We start from the raw sequence: 18,419 nt of genomic DNA on the forward strand, positions 1-18,419 counted from the left end.
GTTGGGATCTGTGAAATTTCGCATCCTTGCGTACAGCCTGGGCAATCTCGGCATCAACCTATACACCCAGGCGTTTGCGACGTATGCGGTGTTTTACTACGTCGATCGACTGCGCGTGAGTGCGGCGCTGATCGGCCTCGCCATGGCTATTCACGGTTTGGCGAACGCCCTTTTTAACCCGCTGATCGGCTATCTCTCCGATCGCACACAGTCGCGCTTTGGGCGACGCATGCCGTTCATGGTGATCGGCATCCTGCCCTTCGCGCTCGCCTTTTTTCTCGTCTTTCATCCGCAGTGGGCGGTTTCGTTTCACGCGAACGGTCCGCAGTCGCAAAGCGCGGCCTTCTTCTATTTTTTATTCTCTGTACTCACGCTTGACATGCTGTTTGTGATCGTCGCGCTCAACTGGACAGCGCTTTTTCCTGAAATGTACACCACGCTGAAGGAGCGCGCGCAGGCGTCATCGTGGCGACAGTTCTTTGGACTGCTCGGCATGATCCTCGGTGTGGCGATGCCGCCTGTGATCGATAGCACGCTCGGTTATGAAGCGATGGCCGCGCTGTTTGCGGGACTCGGTTTTGTGACGTTTACCGTGTCACTGCTCGGCGTTCGCGAATCGCCACAGGCGCAAAGTTCGGCAAACGTGCCACTTTTGCGCGCACTGCGACTGACGTTTTGGAATCGCGCGTTTCTCACGTATGTAGGCGCCAGTTTTTTCGTGCAACTGGCGTTTGTTTTCATCATCTCCATCATGCCGTTTTACACGGCGTATGTACTTCACGCGACAAGTGCGCAGACAACCCTGCTACTCTCCACATTCTTTCTCATCGCGATTCCTTGCGTGTACGTTTGGGGAACGATCGCTCGGCGGATCGGGGCGTACCGCAGCATGCTCGCGTCACTCTTCCTCTTTGCGGCAGCTCTGCTCCCATTTTTGTTCATCCGCAGTTACAGTGCGGCGCTCATCGCGATTCTTCCGCTTGGCGCAGGTGTCGCCGGCGTTCTCATTTTGCTTGATGTGTTGCTCTCCGACGTGATCGACGACGATGAAAAGCGCTCTGGAGCGCGCCGCGAGGGGATGTATTACGGAGTGCAGGGATTCGTCGTGCGCTTTGGGATCACGATCCAGGCGCTTGTGTTGACCCAGGTGCTCGCGCACACCGGTTACGTCCCGCAGCGCATGGACCAGGTTCCACACGCTGTGCTCGCGATGAAGCTGCTGCTTAGCGTTACGCCGCTTTGCGCAATTCTCATCGGGTTGCTTTTTCTCTGGCGCTATCCACTTCACGGGACGTTTCAACGGGTTCCGGCAAACGGGCGAGCAGGAATGCACACAGGATGCTGACGAGTGCAAAGAGAAGGCTGGCAGGTGACGCGATGCCGTGCCACGGATGACCCATCGTGTGCATCAGGAGGCCGCCGCCGCTCGCGCCAACGGATGCGCCAACGGCCATGGAGAGCGAGGCGACGCCAAAGTAGGTGGCGAGATGGCTCGCGTCGGCGAGCGCAGCCGTGTAGGTTTGGCGGCTGGGAAGCGCGATGACCGAGCCGATGGAAAGGCCGACGACGGGGGCGAGCAGCGTGGCGATGTTGACAGTAAAGACGAGCGGGAGCCAACTGACGCCCATGATCAGGAGCCCAAGCCCCATCACGCGCGGCGCCGAACGCATGCGCGCAGAGCGATTCATCCAAGCGATGACTGGATAGGAGACGGCGATCTCAAGGATGGCTTCGAGGCTGAACAGTTCGCCCAGCGCGGCGCGCGGAGGGTGCAGTGTCACGAGAATGTCCGGGATCGCGATGTACATTTGCTGATAGATGAGGTAATAGCCCATAAAATAGATGACAAAGCGCAAGAAGACGCGATTTTTGGCGATGGTCTTCACACCGGACCAAAGCGTCGTCGGCTGCTCGGAACTTTTTTGATTCGGGAGAATCCACATGCCCGCGACGCCGACGAGCGCAAAGATCAGGCCCGCGACGACGCAGATGAGAACGAAGTGATCGGTGACGAGAAACGCGCCGAGCACGGGGCCGACGGTCGTGCCAATGTTGCTTGTCGCTTGCCGGATCGTAAACGCGCGGGCGCGTGAAGACTCGGGCACAAGCGCTGCGAGCGCTGCGTTTCCGGCAGGGCCAAACAGCGCGCCGCCGATGCCAAACAGACAAGCGGCAGCGTAGAGTAGAGGTCCGCGCTCAACCACGGCGAACATGGCGAATCCAGCGGCGCGGATGATGCTGCCAAGGAGAATGACCAGACGGTATGGCAGGCGATCGGAGATGGCGCCGCCAAACAGTTGGAGACCCTGTTGTGACAAGATGCGCACCGCGTAGAGATTACCGACAAAAAGCGCGGTTAACCCGAGACTCAGATAGTGGATGGAGAGCAGCGGGATGAGCATAAAAAAGCCGAGGTTCATAAAGAAGGATTCGGCAAATAAAAAATAGACGGGAAAGCGAAAGCGTGTCTGAATTGGTGCGGGCTGGTTTGGTTCAAAGATCATCTGGTTCATAGAGACAAGATTACCACGATTGGGATCAGAATGAGACGTGTTTTCTTGTCCAAGGCATGCGACTGTGATATGCTGACCACGTACAAGACGTGGAGGTGAATGGGATTGTTGACATTTGCGAAGGTGCTGCTCGCACTCTCGAGCATCCTTCTCGTCACGGTGATTCTCCTTCAGTCCGGACGCAGCGCGGGACTTGGCGCAATTACGGGTGGCGGAAACGAGGGCGGCGCATCCAGGCGCGGCAAGGGAACCGATCCGATGCTGGCGCGCACGACGTCGATTGTTGCGGTGATCTTTTTCGCCGCGTCGATCTGGATTGCCTGGCTTGTTACTCACTAAACGGGACAGAGCGCATTGAGGTGAGAAGGTACACCTCGATGCGCTCTTTTTATACGGTGTTTTCAAAAAAGACTTCCGCAGAAGGTGCGCACAGGATGGCGCCTTGACGCACCACCGTATCGTCGGGGATCGACACGTTGACAAGAACCGAAAACGGTTCGATTGTGCAACGCCTTCCAATTTTTACATTCTCTAGATAGGAGGATGCTCCGACGATCGTTTCTGCGTGAATCTCGACGGGTCCATGGAGTTGGCAGCCTGTCTCAACGGTGACATGCTCTTCAAGAAGAATCGGCGTTACGCGATTTTCACCAGCGTGCAGGGTGTCGAGTGTCGTGAGCGCGCCGATGGTCACGCCAGGCCCCAGTCTCACGTCGGACGGGTCGGCGAGAAAGCGCGTGACGGTAGGATGAACCTGTGGCAAAAGCGTGCGCATCGCGTAGAATTCTCGGTTGGCTACGGGTGGTTCGGGTTGCGTCGTCGAAGCAACCGCGGGTGAAGCGGTCGCAGGCGTTGGTGTTGGCTCGCACTCGATGGGCTCAATCGACGAATGCATAGGTTCAATCGGCGAATGCGCGGAAAACGGTGCGCGGAGGTTCACGGGTGCTACAAATTCGGGCTTACGCACAGGATGCACGCGCTTTTTCCGAGGGTTGAGCAGAGTGTGCTCGATTTCCGTGTCGATGTCCCAATCGCGGATATACTGTGTAAGAAGAAGCGCGGCTAAGGCGCCTGTCATGAGCACCACGAAAAAAGGGGCTCCTCGCTGTCGCATGGTTGAATCCTCCTGCGCGGTGATTCAATTTACAATGCAATGTTGAACATGCGCGCATTTGGTAGGATGTGCCACGGATTGAACTTTCATGCTGATAGGCAAAAAAATCGGATCAGTGAGTGGGCTTGCGCGTATTTTGACGTATGCAGAGAGGATGAAAAACGATGATTGATCGAGAGCAAATTCTTGTCCTGATGAGGGATGAGGCGTATCGACCTTTATTGATGGAAGAGTTGGAGATGGCACTTGGCGTTTTGGGCGAGGATCCTGACGCGCGCGCAGAACTGCACGCGCTCTGCGAAGAGATGGTGCAGGAGGGATATATGATTCGCACGCGCACGAAGCGCTATGGCGTGCCGGAGCGTATGGATCTCGTCGTGGGAAAGCTGCAAGTCAAACAAAAGGGGTTCGGGTTTCTCGTACCCCTGCATACGGCGGAGTCGGATGTGTACATCGGCGCGGTAGATCTTGGTGGCGCGATGGATGGCGATCGTGTTGTTGCGCGGCTGAAAAAAAACGTGGGCACGGGGCGGCGCGAGGGGGAAATCTTTCGCGTCCTGAAGCGCGCGCACACGCAGATTGTCGGGGTTATCCACACGACGGGGAGCCTCGGCTTTGTGCGCTCGGATGATAAGCGGTTGCCGCGCGAGATCGTCATTCCTGTAGACCAGCTAAACGGCGCTGTGGACGGGCACAAAGTGGTGGTGGAGATCACCGAGTTTCCGACCGATGTGTTTCAGAGTCCGGCGGGCGTCGTGCGCGAGGTACTTGGGTTTCCGCATGACCCGGGTGTGGACATCCTCTCGGTGATTCGCAAATTCGGAATCCCGGAACATTTTCCGGATGAGGTGTTGCAGGCGGCCGAAACGATTTCTTACGATCTGACAGACGCTGATCTTGTGGGACGACGGGATTTGCGCGACGAGGTCATTGTGACGATCGACGGGGCGGATGCGAAGGATCTTGACGACGCGGTTTCGGTGAAGCGACTGGAACACGGCTATGTTTTGTCTGTACATATTGCGGATGTCACTTACTATGTGAAGGAAAACAGCCTGCTTGATCGCGAGGCGTATGCGCGCGGGACGAGCGTATATCTGGTGGATCGTGTGATTCCGATGCTCCCGCCGCGGCTCTCAAACGGTATATGCTCGCTTCATCCACAGGTGGACCGCTTGACACTCACATGCGAGATGGAGTGGGACGATGCGATGCATCTTGTGCGCCACGACATCTATCCGTCTGTCATCCGCACGACGGAGCGGATGACGTATGACGCGGTGCGCGATCTCTTACAAGGCGATCAGGCGACGCGAGAACGCTATGACGCACTCGTGCCGTTTTTTGAGGGGATGAAGGAGCTCGCGTTAAAACTGCGCCATCGTCGCATGGAGCGCGGCGCAGTGGACTTTGACTTTGCCGAGACGAAGATTCGCGTTGACGAAGAGGGGCGGCCACTCGATCTTGTGCGTCGCGAACGCAGCATCGCTGAGATGATTATTGAGGAGTTCATGCTGGCGGCGAATGAAACGGTGGCGGAGCACGCGTACTGGATGGAACTCCCGTTTCTCTATCGCGTGCATGAACCACCAACACTTGAGAAGATGACCGCGCTCAATGAATTTGTTCATCTGTTCGGTCATCACCTCAAGGCGGCGGGCAACATTCATCCGCGCGCGCTGCAGGATTTGCTCGCGGCGGTGCGGCAGACACCGGAAGAAGTGGTGATCAGCCACGTGATGCTGCGCTCGATGAAGCAGGCACGCTATGCGGCGGTGAGCCTTGGGCACTTTGGGCTCGCGGCGGAGTATTATTCGCATTTCACATCGCCGATTCGCCGCTATCCGGATCTGATGATCCATCGCATTTTGCGCGAGACGATTGTGAATGGAAGTTTGTCTGAGGGGCGCGTCGCGCATTTGACGGCGAAGATGCCGGAGATCGCCGCACACACGTCGGATCGTGAGCGGGTGGCGGTAGATGCGGAGCGGGAGACGGACCTGATCAAGAAGATCGAGTTCATGCGGGATCACGTTGGCGAGTCGTTTGAAGGCATGGTGTCGGGGGTCACCGGGTTTGGTCTGTTTGTGCAGTTGGACAACTCGGTTGAAGGATTGATCCACGTCAGTCAGTTGGCGGATGACTACTATCACTATGACGATAAGCAGCATGCGTTGATCGGCGAGCGCACGAAGAAGCGCTATCGAATCGGGGATCGCGTGGAGGTGCTGGTGCAGGCGGCCAGCAAGGAGCAGATGCAGATTGAGTTTCAACTGCTCTCGGCAGTGGCGGGCGACGAGGTGCGTGAGTACCGGCGGCAGGGTGCTTCAAAGAAGCCAGGCATGCCGTTTTCCGGTGGCCCGCGCGGAAAGAAGACGGATGGTGAGCGCCGTGGGAAGAGTGAGCGGCAGCGGGGTAGCGCAGAAGGTAGGAGGCCGGGTGGCGAGCGCGTTGTTGCAAACGGGCAGGGGTTTGGTGATGGGCGGAGTGGACGTAACGGAAGGCCTGCCGTGGCGGAGTATGGTCGCCGCGATCCGGAATCGCCGGATGTTCGCTATGGCGAGCGGGGGCTTTTGCCGCGCAAGGGTGGGTATGATGTGAGTAAGCGCGCACCAGATGAACAAATGCGTGAGGAGCGCACGCGGGATAAGGAATTGCTTCTTCAGGTGGAGAATTTGTACGGTGTGCCAGTCAAGGATAAGGTGAGGCGGCGCAGAAGAAAGAAGACGCCGGACAAGGTCTGACGGGGTGAAGGATATCCCGGGGATAGAAGCTACGCATGGATGGAAGGGGATTCGCAATTTGTAAGCGGAGTGTCGGGGAGGGGGAATGGGTTTGCGTCGGGTGATCGCGTTGGGTGAGGCGCTGATTGACTTTTCTGCGCTGGAGGATAATGTGCCGCTAAGAGAGGTGGCTGGATTCGCGCGCAATCCGGGCGGAGCTCCGGCAAACGTTGCGGTGGGTGTGGCGCGCATGGGCGTTGCGTCGCAGTTTGTGGGGTGCGTGGGGGATGATCCGTTTGGCCACTCTTTGATTGAGGCGATGCGCGTGTATGGTGTTGATGGGACGCACACGCACACGGTGGCAGAACAGACGTCTCTCGCTTTTGTGGCGCGAAATGAAGGGGATCCGGACTTTTTCTTTGTGCGGCATCCGGGGGCGGACGTGATGCTGCGGGATGAGCACGTGGCGGAACTTGCGCTCGATGAGGAAGCTTGTCTTCATTTTGGCACGAACTCACTGGCGGAAGACCCGATTGCCTCGACGCTGCGAAGGCTTGTCACGCGCGCGCGGGAGGCGGGTGCGCTTGTGAGCTTTGACGTGAACTTGCGTCCGGTGTTTTGGCGTGATCTGCGCGCAGCGCTTGCCGCTGCACGTGAGATGATGGCCCAGGCAGATCTGTTGAAGGTGAACCGCGCTGAACTGTTGTGGCTGACGGGGGAGCAGGATGTGGAGCGAGCGCTTTCGGCGCTTGTCGCACAAGTGCCGGGGACGGTGCTCTGCACGCTTGGTGAGGGCGGCGTGTGGGCGCGGCGCGCGGACGGGCTTGATGTGCGTGTCACGGCGAACCGCGTGGCGTGCGTCGATGCGACGGGCGCGGGAGATTCGCTGATCGCGGCGGTTCTTTCGGTGCTTGCGCGCCGGGGCGTGGGGCGTACAGGGCTTGGGGAGCTTTCACGCGGTGAATGGGAGGAAGTGCTGCGGTTTGCCTCGGCGGCGGCGGCGATCAACATTGGGCGGCTTGGCGCGATGAACGCGATGGCGACGTATGCAGAGACGGAGGCGTTTTTGCAGGCGGCGGGTAAACCGTAGGGCACGCATAGACTGTAGGCGTGCGCAAAAAGCGCGGATGTTGGCACCCGCGCTTTTACTTCTCTTTATGCATATAAGCTCTCTCTTGGCAGTGGGCTGCGGCGTAGGTTTGGCAATAATATGCCTCACAATGACCAATGCAACACTCAGGCAATCTCTTCACTCAAGAGGATGCGCAAGGGCGATGTGCTACGCGCGATTGCGCGTAGCGACGGGGCCGCCTAGCAGGATCGAAGGATCAATGCCTTGCTCGGTGAATTTTTTGAAGTTCGCTTCAAATTGCGCGGCGAGTTCGCGCGCGGCGGCGTCATACGCGACGGGATCGGACCACGTTTGGCGCGGTTGCAATAGCCCACTTGGAATGCCGTCGATTTCGGTTGGAATGGCGAGGCCGAACACGGGATCTGTTGCAAATTCGGCGTGGTCGAGTTCGCCGCGCAGCGCCGCATTGACCATCGCGCGCGTATACGCGAGTTTCATGCGCGATCCGACACCGTACGGACCACCGCTCCATCCCGTGTTTACGAGGAAAACGGAGGTTTGGTGTTGTACGATGCGCTCTCCGAGCATGGTTGCATACGTTTTCGGGTGGAGCGGTAAAAAGGGACCGCCAAAGCACGCGGAGAAGGTCGGCTCAGGCTGTGTCACGCCGCGCTCGGTTCCGGCGAGCTTGCTTGTGTAGCCGGAGAGAAAGTGGTACATCGCCTGTTCCTTGGTGAGCTTTGCGATCGGCGGCAGAACGCCTGACGCATCGGCGGTCAGAAAGACGATCGTGCGCGGGTGGTTGCCGACGCCTTCTAAATGAGCGCCCGGGATGTACTCGACGGGATACGCGGCGCGGGTATTCTCGGTAAGCTCTGACGAATCATAATCGGGCTCGCGCGTTTGCGGATCGACCACCACGTTTTCGAGTACGGTGCCAAAGCGGATGGCGCTGAAGATCTGCGGTTCAAGCTGTGGGTTTAGGTTGATGCATTTTGCATAGCAGCCGCCCTCAAAGTTGAAGACGCCGCGTGCGGACCAGCCATGTTCGTCATCGCCGATGAGCAGGCGCTCGGGGTCTGCCGAGAGGGTGGTTTTTCCGGTGCCGGAGAGGCCGAAGAAAAGGGCGACGCGGCCGTCTTCTGTGGTATTTGCGGAACAGTGCATCGGCAAGATGTTTTGCGCTGGCAGCGTGAAATTGAGTGCGGTGAAGATCGACTTTTTCATTTCACCCGCGTATTCGGTGCCGAGAATGAGCACGATGCGGTGTTTGAAGGAGATTGCCACGCACGTCTCGGAATTTGTACCGTCGCGTGTTGGATCCGCTTTCAATGTGGGGATGTCAATGACGGTGAAACCGGGTGTGTGCGTGCTCGCTTCATCGGCGGATGGGCGGATAAAGAGCTGTTTTGCAAACAAATTGTGCCAAGCGTATTCGGTCACGACGCGAATCGGCATCCGCACGGCCGGATCGGCTCCGGCAAAGCCGTCGAAGACGTAGGACGGGTTTGTGGCGAGAAAGCTTAGCGCTTGGTTGTAGAGGCGCAAGAAGGTAGACTCGGACAGTCTCTGATTGACAGCGCCCCAGTGCACGATTTTCTCCGTGGTTTCATCGACGACGACATACTTGTCTTTGGGGGAGCGTCCGGTAAATTTTCCAGTCGTCGCGCGAAGTGCGCCATCTTTTGTTACAATCGCTTCATTGCGGCGAATCGCGTGTTCGGTAAGTTCGGCGACGGACAGATTGAAGTAGGATAGAGAGGCGTTGAGGGTTGACGTGAGTCGATCGGTGATCAGAGAATCGATCATGGTGAACCTCCTTTAAGGATGCAAGGGTGGGATAACTAGAGATACCAAGCGTGGACTGTGCTGTGCGTTTTGTTCAAGGAGTTTCGGAAGGATAAAAGACGCATGGGTATTTCATGGTTTGATGGTCGTCCATGCATAGGCGGTGCTTGATGGATGTTCTCTTGTGGCTATAACGTATACTAAAACGCGTTATTGTGCAACATATTTGGCCGAAATGACGCAAATATGACATACTAATGGTGGTGATTACGATGGCATCCTTACATGATACAGGAAAAGAACGTGGTGGAGAAAAGGTGGTCGCCCAGAATAAAAAGGCGACGCACGATTATTTTATTGAAGATACGTTTGAGGCGGGGATCGCGCTGACCGGCACGGAGATCAAATCCATCCGCGCCGGAAAAGCAAATTTGCGCGACAGTTATGCGCGCGTCGAACACGGGGAAGTCTATCTTCATAACCTGCACATCAGTCCCTATGAGGCGGGCAATCGCTTCAACCACGACCCGATGAGGACGCGCAAGCTTTTGCTGCGGCGGGCGGAGATTCGCAAGCTGATTGGCGCGACGCGCGAGTCCGGATACTCATTAGTGCCGCTCAAGATGTACCTGCGCGGCGGGTTCTGCAAGGTGCATCTGGCGCTTGCGAAGGGCAAGAAAAACTATGACAAGCGGCACGCGATCGCGGAGCGAGACGCGAAGCGCGACTTGGCGCGGGAGTTTCGCGAGCGGCAGAAGGGTTGAGCGAGCGGCAGAAGGGTTGAGCGAGCGGCAGAGCGCGGATCTACACAGAGCAGCATGACAATTGGCGTTGGACTTGGAAGGTGCGCATCTTTTGAAAATCACGTTTGCATGCGATGATGATGCGGAGCATGTAGGTTGAAATCATGCGCACGTTGCTGAAGTCATGAAAAAATTGGTTCTTTGCTTGCTGTTCCGTGTGTGGTAGTATAAATGATGCGCTCAAAACGCGAATTGATGAAACACTCCCATGGGGGCGTTCTGGATTCGACGGGGATTGTTCGAGCATGAGCGGCGGGTCGTGGGGCTGCGGCCACGTTAATCACGCGGACCTAAATACAAACGCAAAAACACAACGCAACACCTTCACAAGCAGTAACCTCGCTCTCGCTGCCTAATAAGCCTTGAGTGACGTCTTTATTTCCTTCTCCCATGGGGATGTAGAGGCGCTACCTTAGTGGGATAGTCGGGGCGGTTGCTCGTGCGCCACCGATGAATCAAAACGCGAGCTAGCCGTCACGTGAGCGCGTCGCTGCGCGCATGCGACGGTGAATCTTAAATCGGCGACTACACCCGTAGATGTGATTGTAGCGAGGTCTTCGGACAGGGGTTCGACTCCCCTCGCCTCCATTAAAAAACCCGCGAAAAACCATCGTGACGAAACCCAGCTTGCCTTGCGGCGGCTGGGTTTTTCGTCGTGCTGGCGGGCATAGACGCAAGCTGGAAGTCTGGGTATAGTTGGGAGTGAGCGATTTCCAGTTGCTTGTTGCCGTTTCGGGCAGTTATTCGACAGAAGTCATCGGTTCTAACCGCTTGAGAGTAACAAGGATCGGGTAGAGTATCGAAAGTCTACGAAAGTGTCCCGTATTGTGAAGGAGCCCTTATCCGGTTCCCGCGTGTACGGCGAAAGCGATCGTGAGTGAGGTGGTCCTCAACTTCTGTAAAGGTGAGTTCCGATTTCTCGACTTCTCTGGATTATCAACCCCAAACGTCGTCACCGTATTGAAGTGACTCTGCCCCCTCATGGTTCTCTGTTTATACCCTGTTGAGAAATAAATTCGCCGACTCGATTTCCCTGGATCCATGTTAGTACGAAAACCCAGTATATTTTTTGAATGGCATCCGGAACGAGAAACCTTTTTATATTTATTAGCAGTCTCCATGTATCTTTTCCTTGGAAACTCTTAATCGGTAGATGGCTACAGGGGCCGCGAGAGCGTGGGATCTCTTAAATTATAGTAATTGTACTATATTACTAAGCATTCTTCCATAAACTGATTCATGACATCGGATGCGGCAGTCTATATGATCAGTTCCTGGGTATATACGTTTCCTTAAAGGGGCTAGATCATTGAAATCCTCAGTTGTAAAGTTTTCAAAGCACACGAAGGGCTTTAGGCGCTATCTTCTCGCCATAGCCAGCGCCGTCTTGTTCTTGTCACCGACCGCGTCTGCTTTGGCTGCTACTGTACCCATTGTGGGTCACGATTGGCAAGCCAATCTACGTGCAGGTCCTCCGTCTGCCTCGGTCGAACTGATGCAGTACCGCACGTCTCGATCCCAGACGTTTCTGAATCCCAACGATAGTTTTACAACCAAATTATATCCCATACCTGTCTTCTATCGCGATGCGTCCGGTCACTGGCAGCCCATCAACAATTCGTTAACACCGAACAATGCGTCCAAATTCACCAATCAAGCAGGTCCCTTGCATGCCACGTTTCCGCAGACGTTGGCCAACGGCGCCGCGATTGCGGTGTCACCGGGTGGCAACCCGAACGAATTCGAAATGTCCCTGATCGGGGAGACCGAGACGGCGCCCGCAACGGTCAAGGGGAACTCGATATCCTATCCGAATGTGCACCCCGGCGTTGATCTCTCTTACGCGATGCAAGCAGACCATGTGAAGGAATCAATCATCCTGCACAGTGCCACGGCACCCACCACATTCTCCTTTCTTCTGCACGCGCCAGGCATCACATTCAGCCAGTTGCAGGACGGCTCCATCGTGGGCAAGAACGCACAAGGCAACAGCCTGTACACGATCCCGGCGCCCTTTATGACCGACGCCCATGGCGCGATGTCGAAGGCCGTCACATCTGCGCTGTCGACCAACAGCCGGGGAGACACCGTACTGACCGTGTCTGCGAATGCCACGTGGCTGGCAGATCCCGCGCGCGCCTATCCCGTGACGATCGATCCGTCCGTCAGTGTCACTCCGATCGGTTCGAACGTCATGAACTCCTCCATCGCCTCTGGGTATCCAACCGCCTCGTATGACTCAGACTCCCATCTCTACGTCGGTTATGCATTCGGCTATGACATCCTGCGCGGACTGGTTGAGTTTCAGGATCTGCCGAATCTCCTCGCTGGCGGTACGTCTGCCACGATCACCAACGCGTCGCTCTATCTGTATCAGGATTCGGCCAGTACGGGCGGATTGGCGGTGCAAGTCTTGCCGATCACGCAATCGTGGCAGCCAAGTTCCGTGTCGTACAACCAACAACCCAGCGTCGGCAGTGTTCTGGATACCGAGTCGCAGGCGACATCAGACGTGAGTTCCTCATCTCCGTATGTAGGTGATTGGGTCTTCAATGTCACCTCTGCGATCCAAAGCGAGTATGCGGATCAAAGCCCGAACTTCGGTTTGGAACTGCGCGCGCAAAATGAATCGAGCGCCACAACGGACGCCTGGTTCGCCTCTGGATACAACGCCACGGAGCCGTTACCTTCTCTGAACATCACCTATACGGTCAACCCCGTCGGCAGCGATGCGGCCTGGATGCATTCGTCCGACGGCGTGAACTATGCCGGTGGGAACCTTTCGCTTCCCTTTGTCGATCTGAATACGCCAGGCCGCGGTCCCGAGGTGAGCATCACCCGGACGTTTAACTCGAAGAATCTCAGTGTCAATGAGGGGTTTGGCAACGGCTGGTCAAGCAACGTTCTGATGCACCTCAACGTCAGTTCCCTTCCGGGTCCGATTCTCTTTACCGACGCGACCGGCGCGGTGCATGTGCTCGCACCTACAGGCGTCAATACCTGGGCGGATGCAGGTTCCGAGCATGAAACACTGACCCAAAACAGCAATGGCACGTTTACACTGTCTCAGCTCGACGGCATGACGCTGCAGTTCACGAGCATGGGTCAACTGTCGGCGATACAGCAAGAAGAACAAAACGGCTCCACACAGTCCGTCACATTCGGGTACACCGGGAATCAGTTGTCAACGATCACGGACGCATCCGGACGGATTTGGCACGTCACGTACAACAGTAGTGGCCTGATCAGTCAGATCACCGATCCTAGCTCACGGACGGCCACATACAGCTACGATGCAAGCGGCAATCTGACGAGCGCCGTGACATCTCCCGCGAGCGGCACCACCGGAGATGTCACGTCGACCACGAGTTATGCCTACAGTTCCACCAATCCCGAACTGACCGTCACAGACCCGGACGGCAATCAGACGACCTACGACTGGAACAGCAGCGGCGTCGTGTCGTCCGTCTCCCGCACGGTGGAAGGCACGACGGCCACAACCTCCTACGCTTGGGGCACGGTGCCGAGCGGCCAAACCGACGCTGGTGACGAGGAGGTTACCGTGACGGATCCCGTGGGCCATACGTCAGAATACGTGACCAACGCCGATGGCAACGTCGTGGAGACGATCGTCAATCCGGGCGGGTCCCCATCGTACACGACGTCCTACACCTGGGATGGGAATAACGATCACACCGGAATCACCGACCCAAACGGCCACTCCGTCCAGGCGCTTTACAACAGCAACGGTGACCTCACGCAGTTCACGGATGCGCGAGGCGTCACGTCCAATTACGCGTATGGTAGCCTGGACAACGCCAAAGGCGCAAACAACAGTAACGGCGCGACGACGCACGCGGCGTACAATGGCACCTTGGTGACCGACGGCATCGACGCGGCTGGTAATGACACGATGGTGACCTATGGCCAAAATGGCAACCCGACGGCCGTAACTGCCCCGGAAGGTCTGGGCAACAACCTGATCCCCAACAGCGACTTCGCCTTGGTCGATCCCACCACGAGTTTGCCGATGGACTGGGAGAACGCCACATCGGGCGTGACGGTGGACACGAATGCGGCGGACGCCATTCGCGGATCCACGAGCCTCGAGATCAACGCGACGACGGCGGCATCGGACCGGATGAGCCAATCCATCGCGGTCACGGCCGGCGAGACGTACAATCTGTCTGCGTACATTCGCACGAGCGGCGTCACGAATGACCAAAGCGGCTACGGGGCGGGCATTAGCGCGTTTTGGCTCAACAGTTCCGGCGCGCTCGTCTCCGCCCAGTACGCGATCATGAACAACACCGGCACGGTCGACTGGACGCGAAAATACGCCGAGCTCACAGCGCCCGCCGGGGCGACACAGCTTCAACTTTCCGGCGCCCTCTATGGGGCGGGGATCGTATGGTTTGATGGGATGCAGCTCGAACCGGTCGCGTCTTCGCCGAATCTCCTGCTCAACACATCCTTTGTAGACAACCCGAGCGGATCTGTTATGCCAGAAAACTGGGATACGAGTACACTACGAGCCAGCAGCGACGGTCTGGATCTTTCGAATGAGGATAACGGCTTCCCATCACTTTTGGTCAACGGCGATGGCGCCGCCAAGTCGTTTTCGCAAACCATCAACGCGCCACAGTACGCGATCGGCGGATTCTTGCTTTCCGGCTCATCGAAGCAAAGCGGCGCTACGGCCAATTACACGGTCACGGCGACGGTGACGTATACGGATACCACCACCTCGTCGATGTCCTTGACATTCTCAGATACGGCCAGCGGTTGGCAGACGCAGTCCGTCCCCGTGCCGGTCACGAGCGGTAAGACCATCCAGAGTGTCACGGTCACCGGAGATTTCAGCAATGAAAGTACCGGTAGTCAGGCGTGGTTTAACGACATAAAGCTACGCGTTTTGCCCCAATTGTCTTCGTTCAGCGCCTATAACTTCGTGCAAAATCCGGGCTTTGCATTCAATTATCAGGGCGGGACGCTTCCGGACGATTGGAAGGATCTACAGACAGGAACCGGCACGCCGTCCTGGTCGCAAACGGAGTCCTATGATGCACAAGGCCATTCGCTTGAAATCCACCCAGGTACCAGTGGCTCGACGGAGGAAGTAGCCAACGACGGGCTCGCACCGTATAAATCCTACGCGCACTATGCCGCAGATGGCTATATCCACACGGAGGGGCTCGCTTCCGACTCGGCGTATATCGCCCTTCAGGCGCTCAGCAGTAGCGGGGGCGTGCTGGCGACGTATCCCTCGGGCAAAGTGGGCCACTCGCAGGCCAACAGCCAGGGGAATGTTCCCTGGACGCACGTGATCGTGGACGTTCCCGCTGCGCAGTTGCCAAATGGGACGGTAAGTGTTCGCGTGGTGCTCTGCCAGGATGCGGACGTGAGCGGCGGATCGGGCAATGGCAACAGCTATTTTGATGACATTCGGCTCTCGTCGTGGGATTTGAGCACGCACTACGCCTACGACAGCGCGGATAACTACGTCACGTCTGTCACGGACCCAAATGGCAACACGACGACGTTCACGCCAAACGCCAACACCGGCTTTGATACATCGGTCACGGACCCACTGGGCAACCAGACGACGTACACGAGCAACAAATTTGACGAGACGACCGGCACCACATTACCGACGGGTGCCACCTTCTCGTACGGCTACGACGCGAATGGCAACCTGACGAGCGTGAGCGACCCGAACGGGCATGCCGTGCAGTACGGGTACAACGCGCTCAGCCAGGTGACCCAGTACACGGAGACGGTGGGTGGCACCGCGCTGACGACGGGCTTCCATCACAACGGCGACGGCCAGATGACGGAGATCGACAACCCGAACACGACGTCGACCACCTTTGGCTACAACGCGGCAGGCCAACTGGACAGCACGTCGTACTACAATTCGGCGGGGCTGGCGGATCAGTGGGGCTTTTCCTACGACGGGGTGGGCAACCTGACGCAGATGCAGGAGAACACGGCCACTTCTCCAACGACGTATGGCTATGATCCGAACAACCACTTGACGAGCGTCAGCGAACCGGTGAGCGGAGGCGGCGCTGATACGCAGCAGTGGACACTCGACCCAAGCGGGAACCCGACGAGTATCCATTACCAACTCGGTTCCAGTACGGGGCCTAGCTGGACGCTCAGCAACGCGTACGACATCGCGAGTCGCCTGACCAGCCTGCAGGACGGAAATAGAACGCAGAGCTTCGAGTACGATGATCATGGCAATGTGGTCAAGATCACGGATGAGCCGACGGGTGAGGCGCAGTACGCGCAATCCGAGTCCTTCACGTACGATCCGGCAGATCACATTTCGCACGTCGTGTCTCTGGTCAGCAACACGGATCTGTCGTACACGGATGACGCTGATGGCCGCGTGACGAAGATCACGAACAACCTCACGGGAGCCTCGGTCACCTTCACCTACAATGCCATCGGTGAGTTGACGCAGGAGACGACATGGGATGGGCGGACCATTACCTATGGCTATGACAGCGATGGGAACCGGACGTCCATGTCGGTTACGCAAAATGGAACGACCACCACAACGAACTACGGCTATGATCCTGAGCAAAACCGGCTGACCTCGATCACCACAGGCAGCAACGCGGCGCAGTCCGTCACGTATGACAATGCAGGCAACACGTTGTCCGACGGGACGAACACCTACACGTGGAATGCGGCCAACGAACTGGCGAGTGTTACACATGCCGCAACAACGTATAATTATACGTACGATGGCTTGGGCCGCCGCGTGACGGCTTATGGGTACACGTATCACTACAACGGGCTGTCTGATCAGATCGCGTACATCACGGACGCAAACAACAACCTGGTGGCTCGATTCTCGTATGGGGCCAATGGCCTCCCAGCCTACATGACGATGGTCAGCGGCGGTTCGACCTACGTGTATCGGTATATCTACGATGGCCAGGGCGATGTGATCGGGCTGGTGGACGTTACGACGGGAAGCGCTACGGTGGGGCAAGAGGTTGTGACTTACGGCTACGACGCCTGGGGCAACGAGATCCCGTCGCTGACCACCGACACGTCGGGGACCAACGCGGGGACAATCAACCCGTTTACGTACCGGGGCTATGTGTACGACTCGCAGACGGGGTTATACTACCTGAATGCGCGGTATTATAATCCTGTGACAGGGCGGTTTTTGAGCGAGGATCCGATTGGGCCAAATGCGTCTGCAGTCTTGAGTTACAATGAATACGTGTATGCTGGGAACAATCCTATCAGTAATGTGGATCCCACCGGGATGTTAACATGGCAGCAAGCCGAGACAGCAGTTAGAGAAGCCACAGGGGGTATTTCAAAGGCGTTTCGCTCGCAAGAAACTAACGCTGTGCGGATCGTTGATAGCTATACTGAGGGTGTTGCTTACGAAGTTAAGACTGGCTACACCGTGGCATCGAAATTCGTAAGGAAACAAGTTGCGAAAGATGTTCAACTTATGAAGGAGGATGTTGTAAAATCAGTTAAATGGGTATTCACACGGAGCGATAGAACCGGAAAAATTGGGCCTAACGATCCTTTAAAAAAGATTCTTGATGAAGGTGGCATTGAGACGGAGTTTCTTGATGGATAGGTTTTAAGGAGTGGGGAATTTGAATGAGAAAAATAATGGTTCGCGTTTCTATCTACCGTTGAAACCTCCAACAGATAAGAATCTTTTGGAGGTTTCAAAAAAAGGATACGAGGACATGACAAACCAGGAAGCGAAGAATCTTTCTAGGTGGAAGGTTGACCATCTCTTTCCGGAGCGACTCTCTGTACTGATCGAGGTATGCGAATTCGACGATATTAAATTAGACTTCTCCATTAGATCTCTTGTTTACGTTTGGGAATGGTTCCTAAAGAATATGAGTTATGCGAATCGTACAGAAGAGGAAATCGGCGATGAAATACGTGTGCTTCCTGATCCCTTAAGGTCGGTAGTGAATATTGATCGCGTAAAGTTTGACGAAAAAACTTTCACCATGATCTACGATATATCAATTTACTACGGAGAGGTTGTCATTCGGCATCATCCAGAGATTTATTGGGGTGTTCTCCTAAAGCGAAAGAGAGATTTCAACTATCACAAGACTGTTTTAATGAGTTCCAAACGTGACTTGAGTTTTAATACAATTAACATGGTGAATGTACTTGCAGGGAAGGCAAAAGATGGGAACCTAAACCGATTTGCCCTTTTGGATCACTACACTATGTACAGAGAAACGGGAGTATATGCGAAACTGGATTGACAATCCGACAATGCGGGTTAGCAGAGCTGCAAACGGCTTAATTGGCCCGAATACGCCAGTTGAGTCCGTATAATTGGTGTAAATTCAGTAAACGCACTGGGTGACATAATGTAGAAGTGCCACCTCG

10 protein-coding genes and 1 other RNA gene are annotated in these 18,419 nt (G+C 56.3%); 8 read left to right on the forward strand and 3 right to left on the reverse strand.

Features of this window, described 5'->3' with window-relative positions; genetic code table 11:
- Positions 1–10 precede the first annotated feature (10 nt).
- Positions 11–1,345, forward strand: coding sequence for an MFS transporter (locus AYW79_RS10180; RefSeq protein ID WP_067953135.1), 1,335 nt, complete (start codon positions 11–13; stop codon positions 1,343–1,345).
- Here AYW79_RS10180 and AYW79_RS10185 read toward each other — a convergent pair.
- Positions 1,251–2,513 (reverse strand): MFS transporter, encoded by a 1,263-nt coding sequence (locus tag AYW79_RS10185; protein ID WP_067565185.1) that lies wholly within the window; start codon positions 2,511–2,513, stop codon positions 1,251–1,253. The genes AYW79_RS10180 and AYW79_RS10185 overlap by 95 nt on opposite strands.
- A 105-nt stretch (positions 2,514–2,618) precedes the next feature.
- Between AYW79_RS10185 and secG the strand changes: the two genes are divergently transcribed.
- Entirely contained in the window at positions 2,619–2,852 is a 234-nt protein-coding gene (gene secG / locus AYW79_RS10190) for a preprotein translocase subunit SecG (protein ID WP_067565188.1), read from the forward strand.
- A gap of 49 nt (positions 2,853–2,901) precedes the next feature.
- Here secG and AYW79_RS10195 read toward each other — a convergent pair whose 3' ends face one another.
- On the reverse strand, positions 2,902–3,627 hold the full coding sequence (locus AYW79_RS10195; RefSeq protein ID WP_156481847.1) for a hypothetical protein: 726 nt from the start codon (positions 3,625–3,627) through the stop codon (positions 2,902–2,904).
- A gap of 164 nt (positions 3,628–3,791) precedes the next feature.
- Between AYW79_RS10195 and rnr the strand changes: the two genes are divergently transcribed.
- Together rnr and AYW79_RS10205 are read left to right on the forward strand one after the other, a co-directional pair.
- Complete coding sequence (gene rnr, locus AYW79_RS10200; RefSeq protein ID WP_067565194.1) at positions 3,792–6,371, forward strand: ribonuclease R; 2,580 nt, start codon at positions 3,792–3,794, stop codon at positions 6,369–6,371.
- A 100-nt stretch (positions 6,372–6,471) separates the two neighbouring features.
- Positions 6,472–7,440, forward strand: a complete 969-nt coding sequence (locus AYW79_RS10205; RefSeq protein WP_231877838.1) for a carbohydrate kinase family protein — start codon at positions 6,472–6,474, stop codon at positions 7,438–7,440.
- Between the two features lie 189 nt (positions 7,441–7,629).
- Here the strand turns inward: AYW79_RS10205 and pckA are convergent, their stop codons facing one another.
- The gene (gene pckA / locus AYW79_RS10210; RefSeq protein WP_067565201.1) at positions 7,630–9,231 is read right to left on the reverse strand and encodes a phosphoenolpyruvate carboxykinase (ATP); all 1,602 of its coding nucleotides are present in this window, start codon (positions 9,229–9,231) and stop codon (positions 7,630–7,632) included.
- Between the two features lie 251 nt (positions 9,232–9,482).
- Between pckA and smpB the strand changes: the two genes are divergently transcribed.
- The 4 genes from smpB (at position 9,483) to AYW79_RS10230 (ending at position 18,292) form a co-directional block, all read left to right on the forward strand.
- Positions 9,483–9,974 carry an SsrA-binding protein SmpB gene (smpB, locus tag AYW79_RS10215; protein ID WP_067565204.1) on the forward strand — a complete coding sequence of 164 codons (492 nt, stop codon included), beginning with the start codon at positions 9,483–9,485 and terminating at the stop codon, positions 9,972–9,974.
- Between the two features lie 249 nt (positions 9,975–10,223).
- Positions 10,224–10,604, forward strand: a transfer-messenger RNA (tmRNA) gene (gene ssrA / locus AYW79_RS10220).
- 1,426 nt (positions 10,605–12,030) lie between these two features.
- Positions 12,031–17,634 carry an RHS repeat-associated core domain-containing protein gene (locus tag AYW79_RS10225; protein WP_197467717.1) on the forward strand — a complete coding sequence of 1,868 codons (5,604 nt, stop codon included), beginning with the start codon at positions 12,031–12,033 and terminating at the stop codon, positions 17,632–17,634.
- 19 nt (positions 17,635–17,653) lie between these two features.
- Positions 17,654–18,292, forward strand: coding sequence for a hypothetical protein (locus AYW79_RS10230; RefSeq protein WP_067565209.1), 639 nt, complete (start codon positions 17,654–17,656; stop codon positions 18,290–18,292).
- Positions 18,293–18,419: the final 127 nt, after the last annotated feature.

The sequence above is a fragment of the Ferroacidibacillus organovorans genome (genome assembly GCF_001642725.1).
In the GTDB taxonomy this organism is placed as follows: domain Bacteria; phylum Bacillota; class Bacilli; order Alicyclobacillales; family SLC66; genus Ferroacidibacillus; species Ferroacidibacillus organovorans.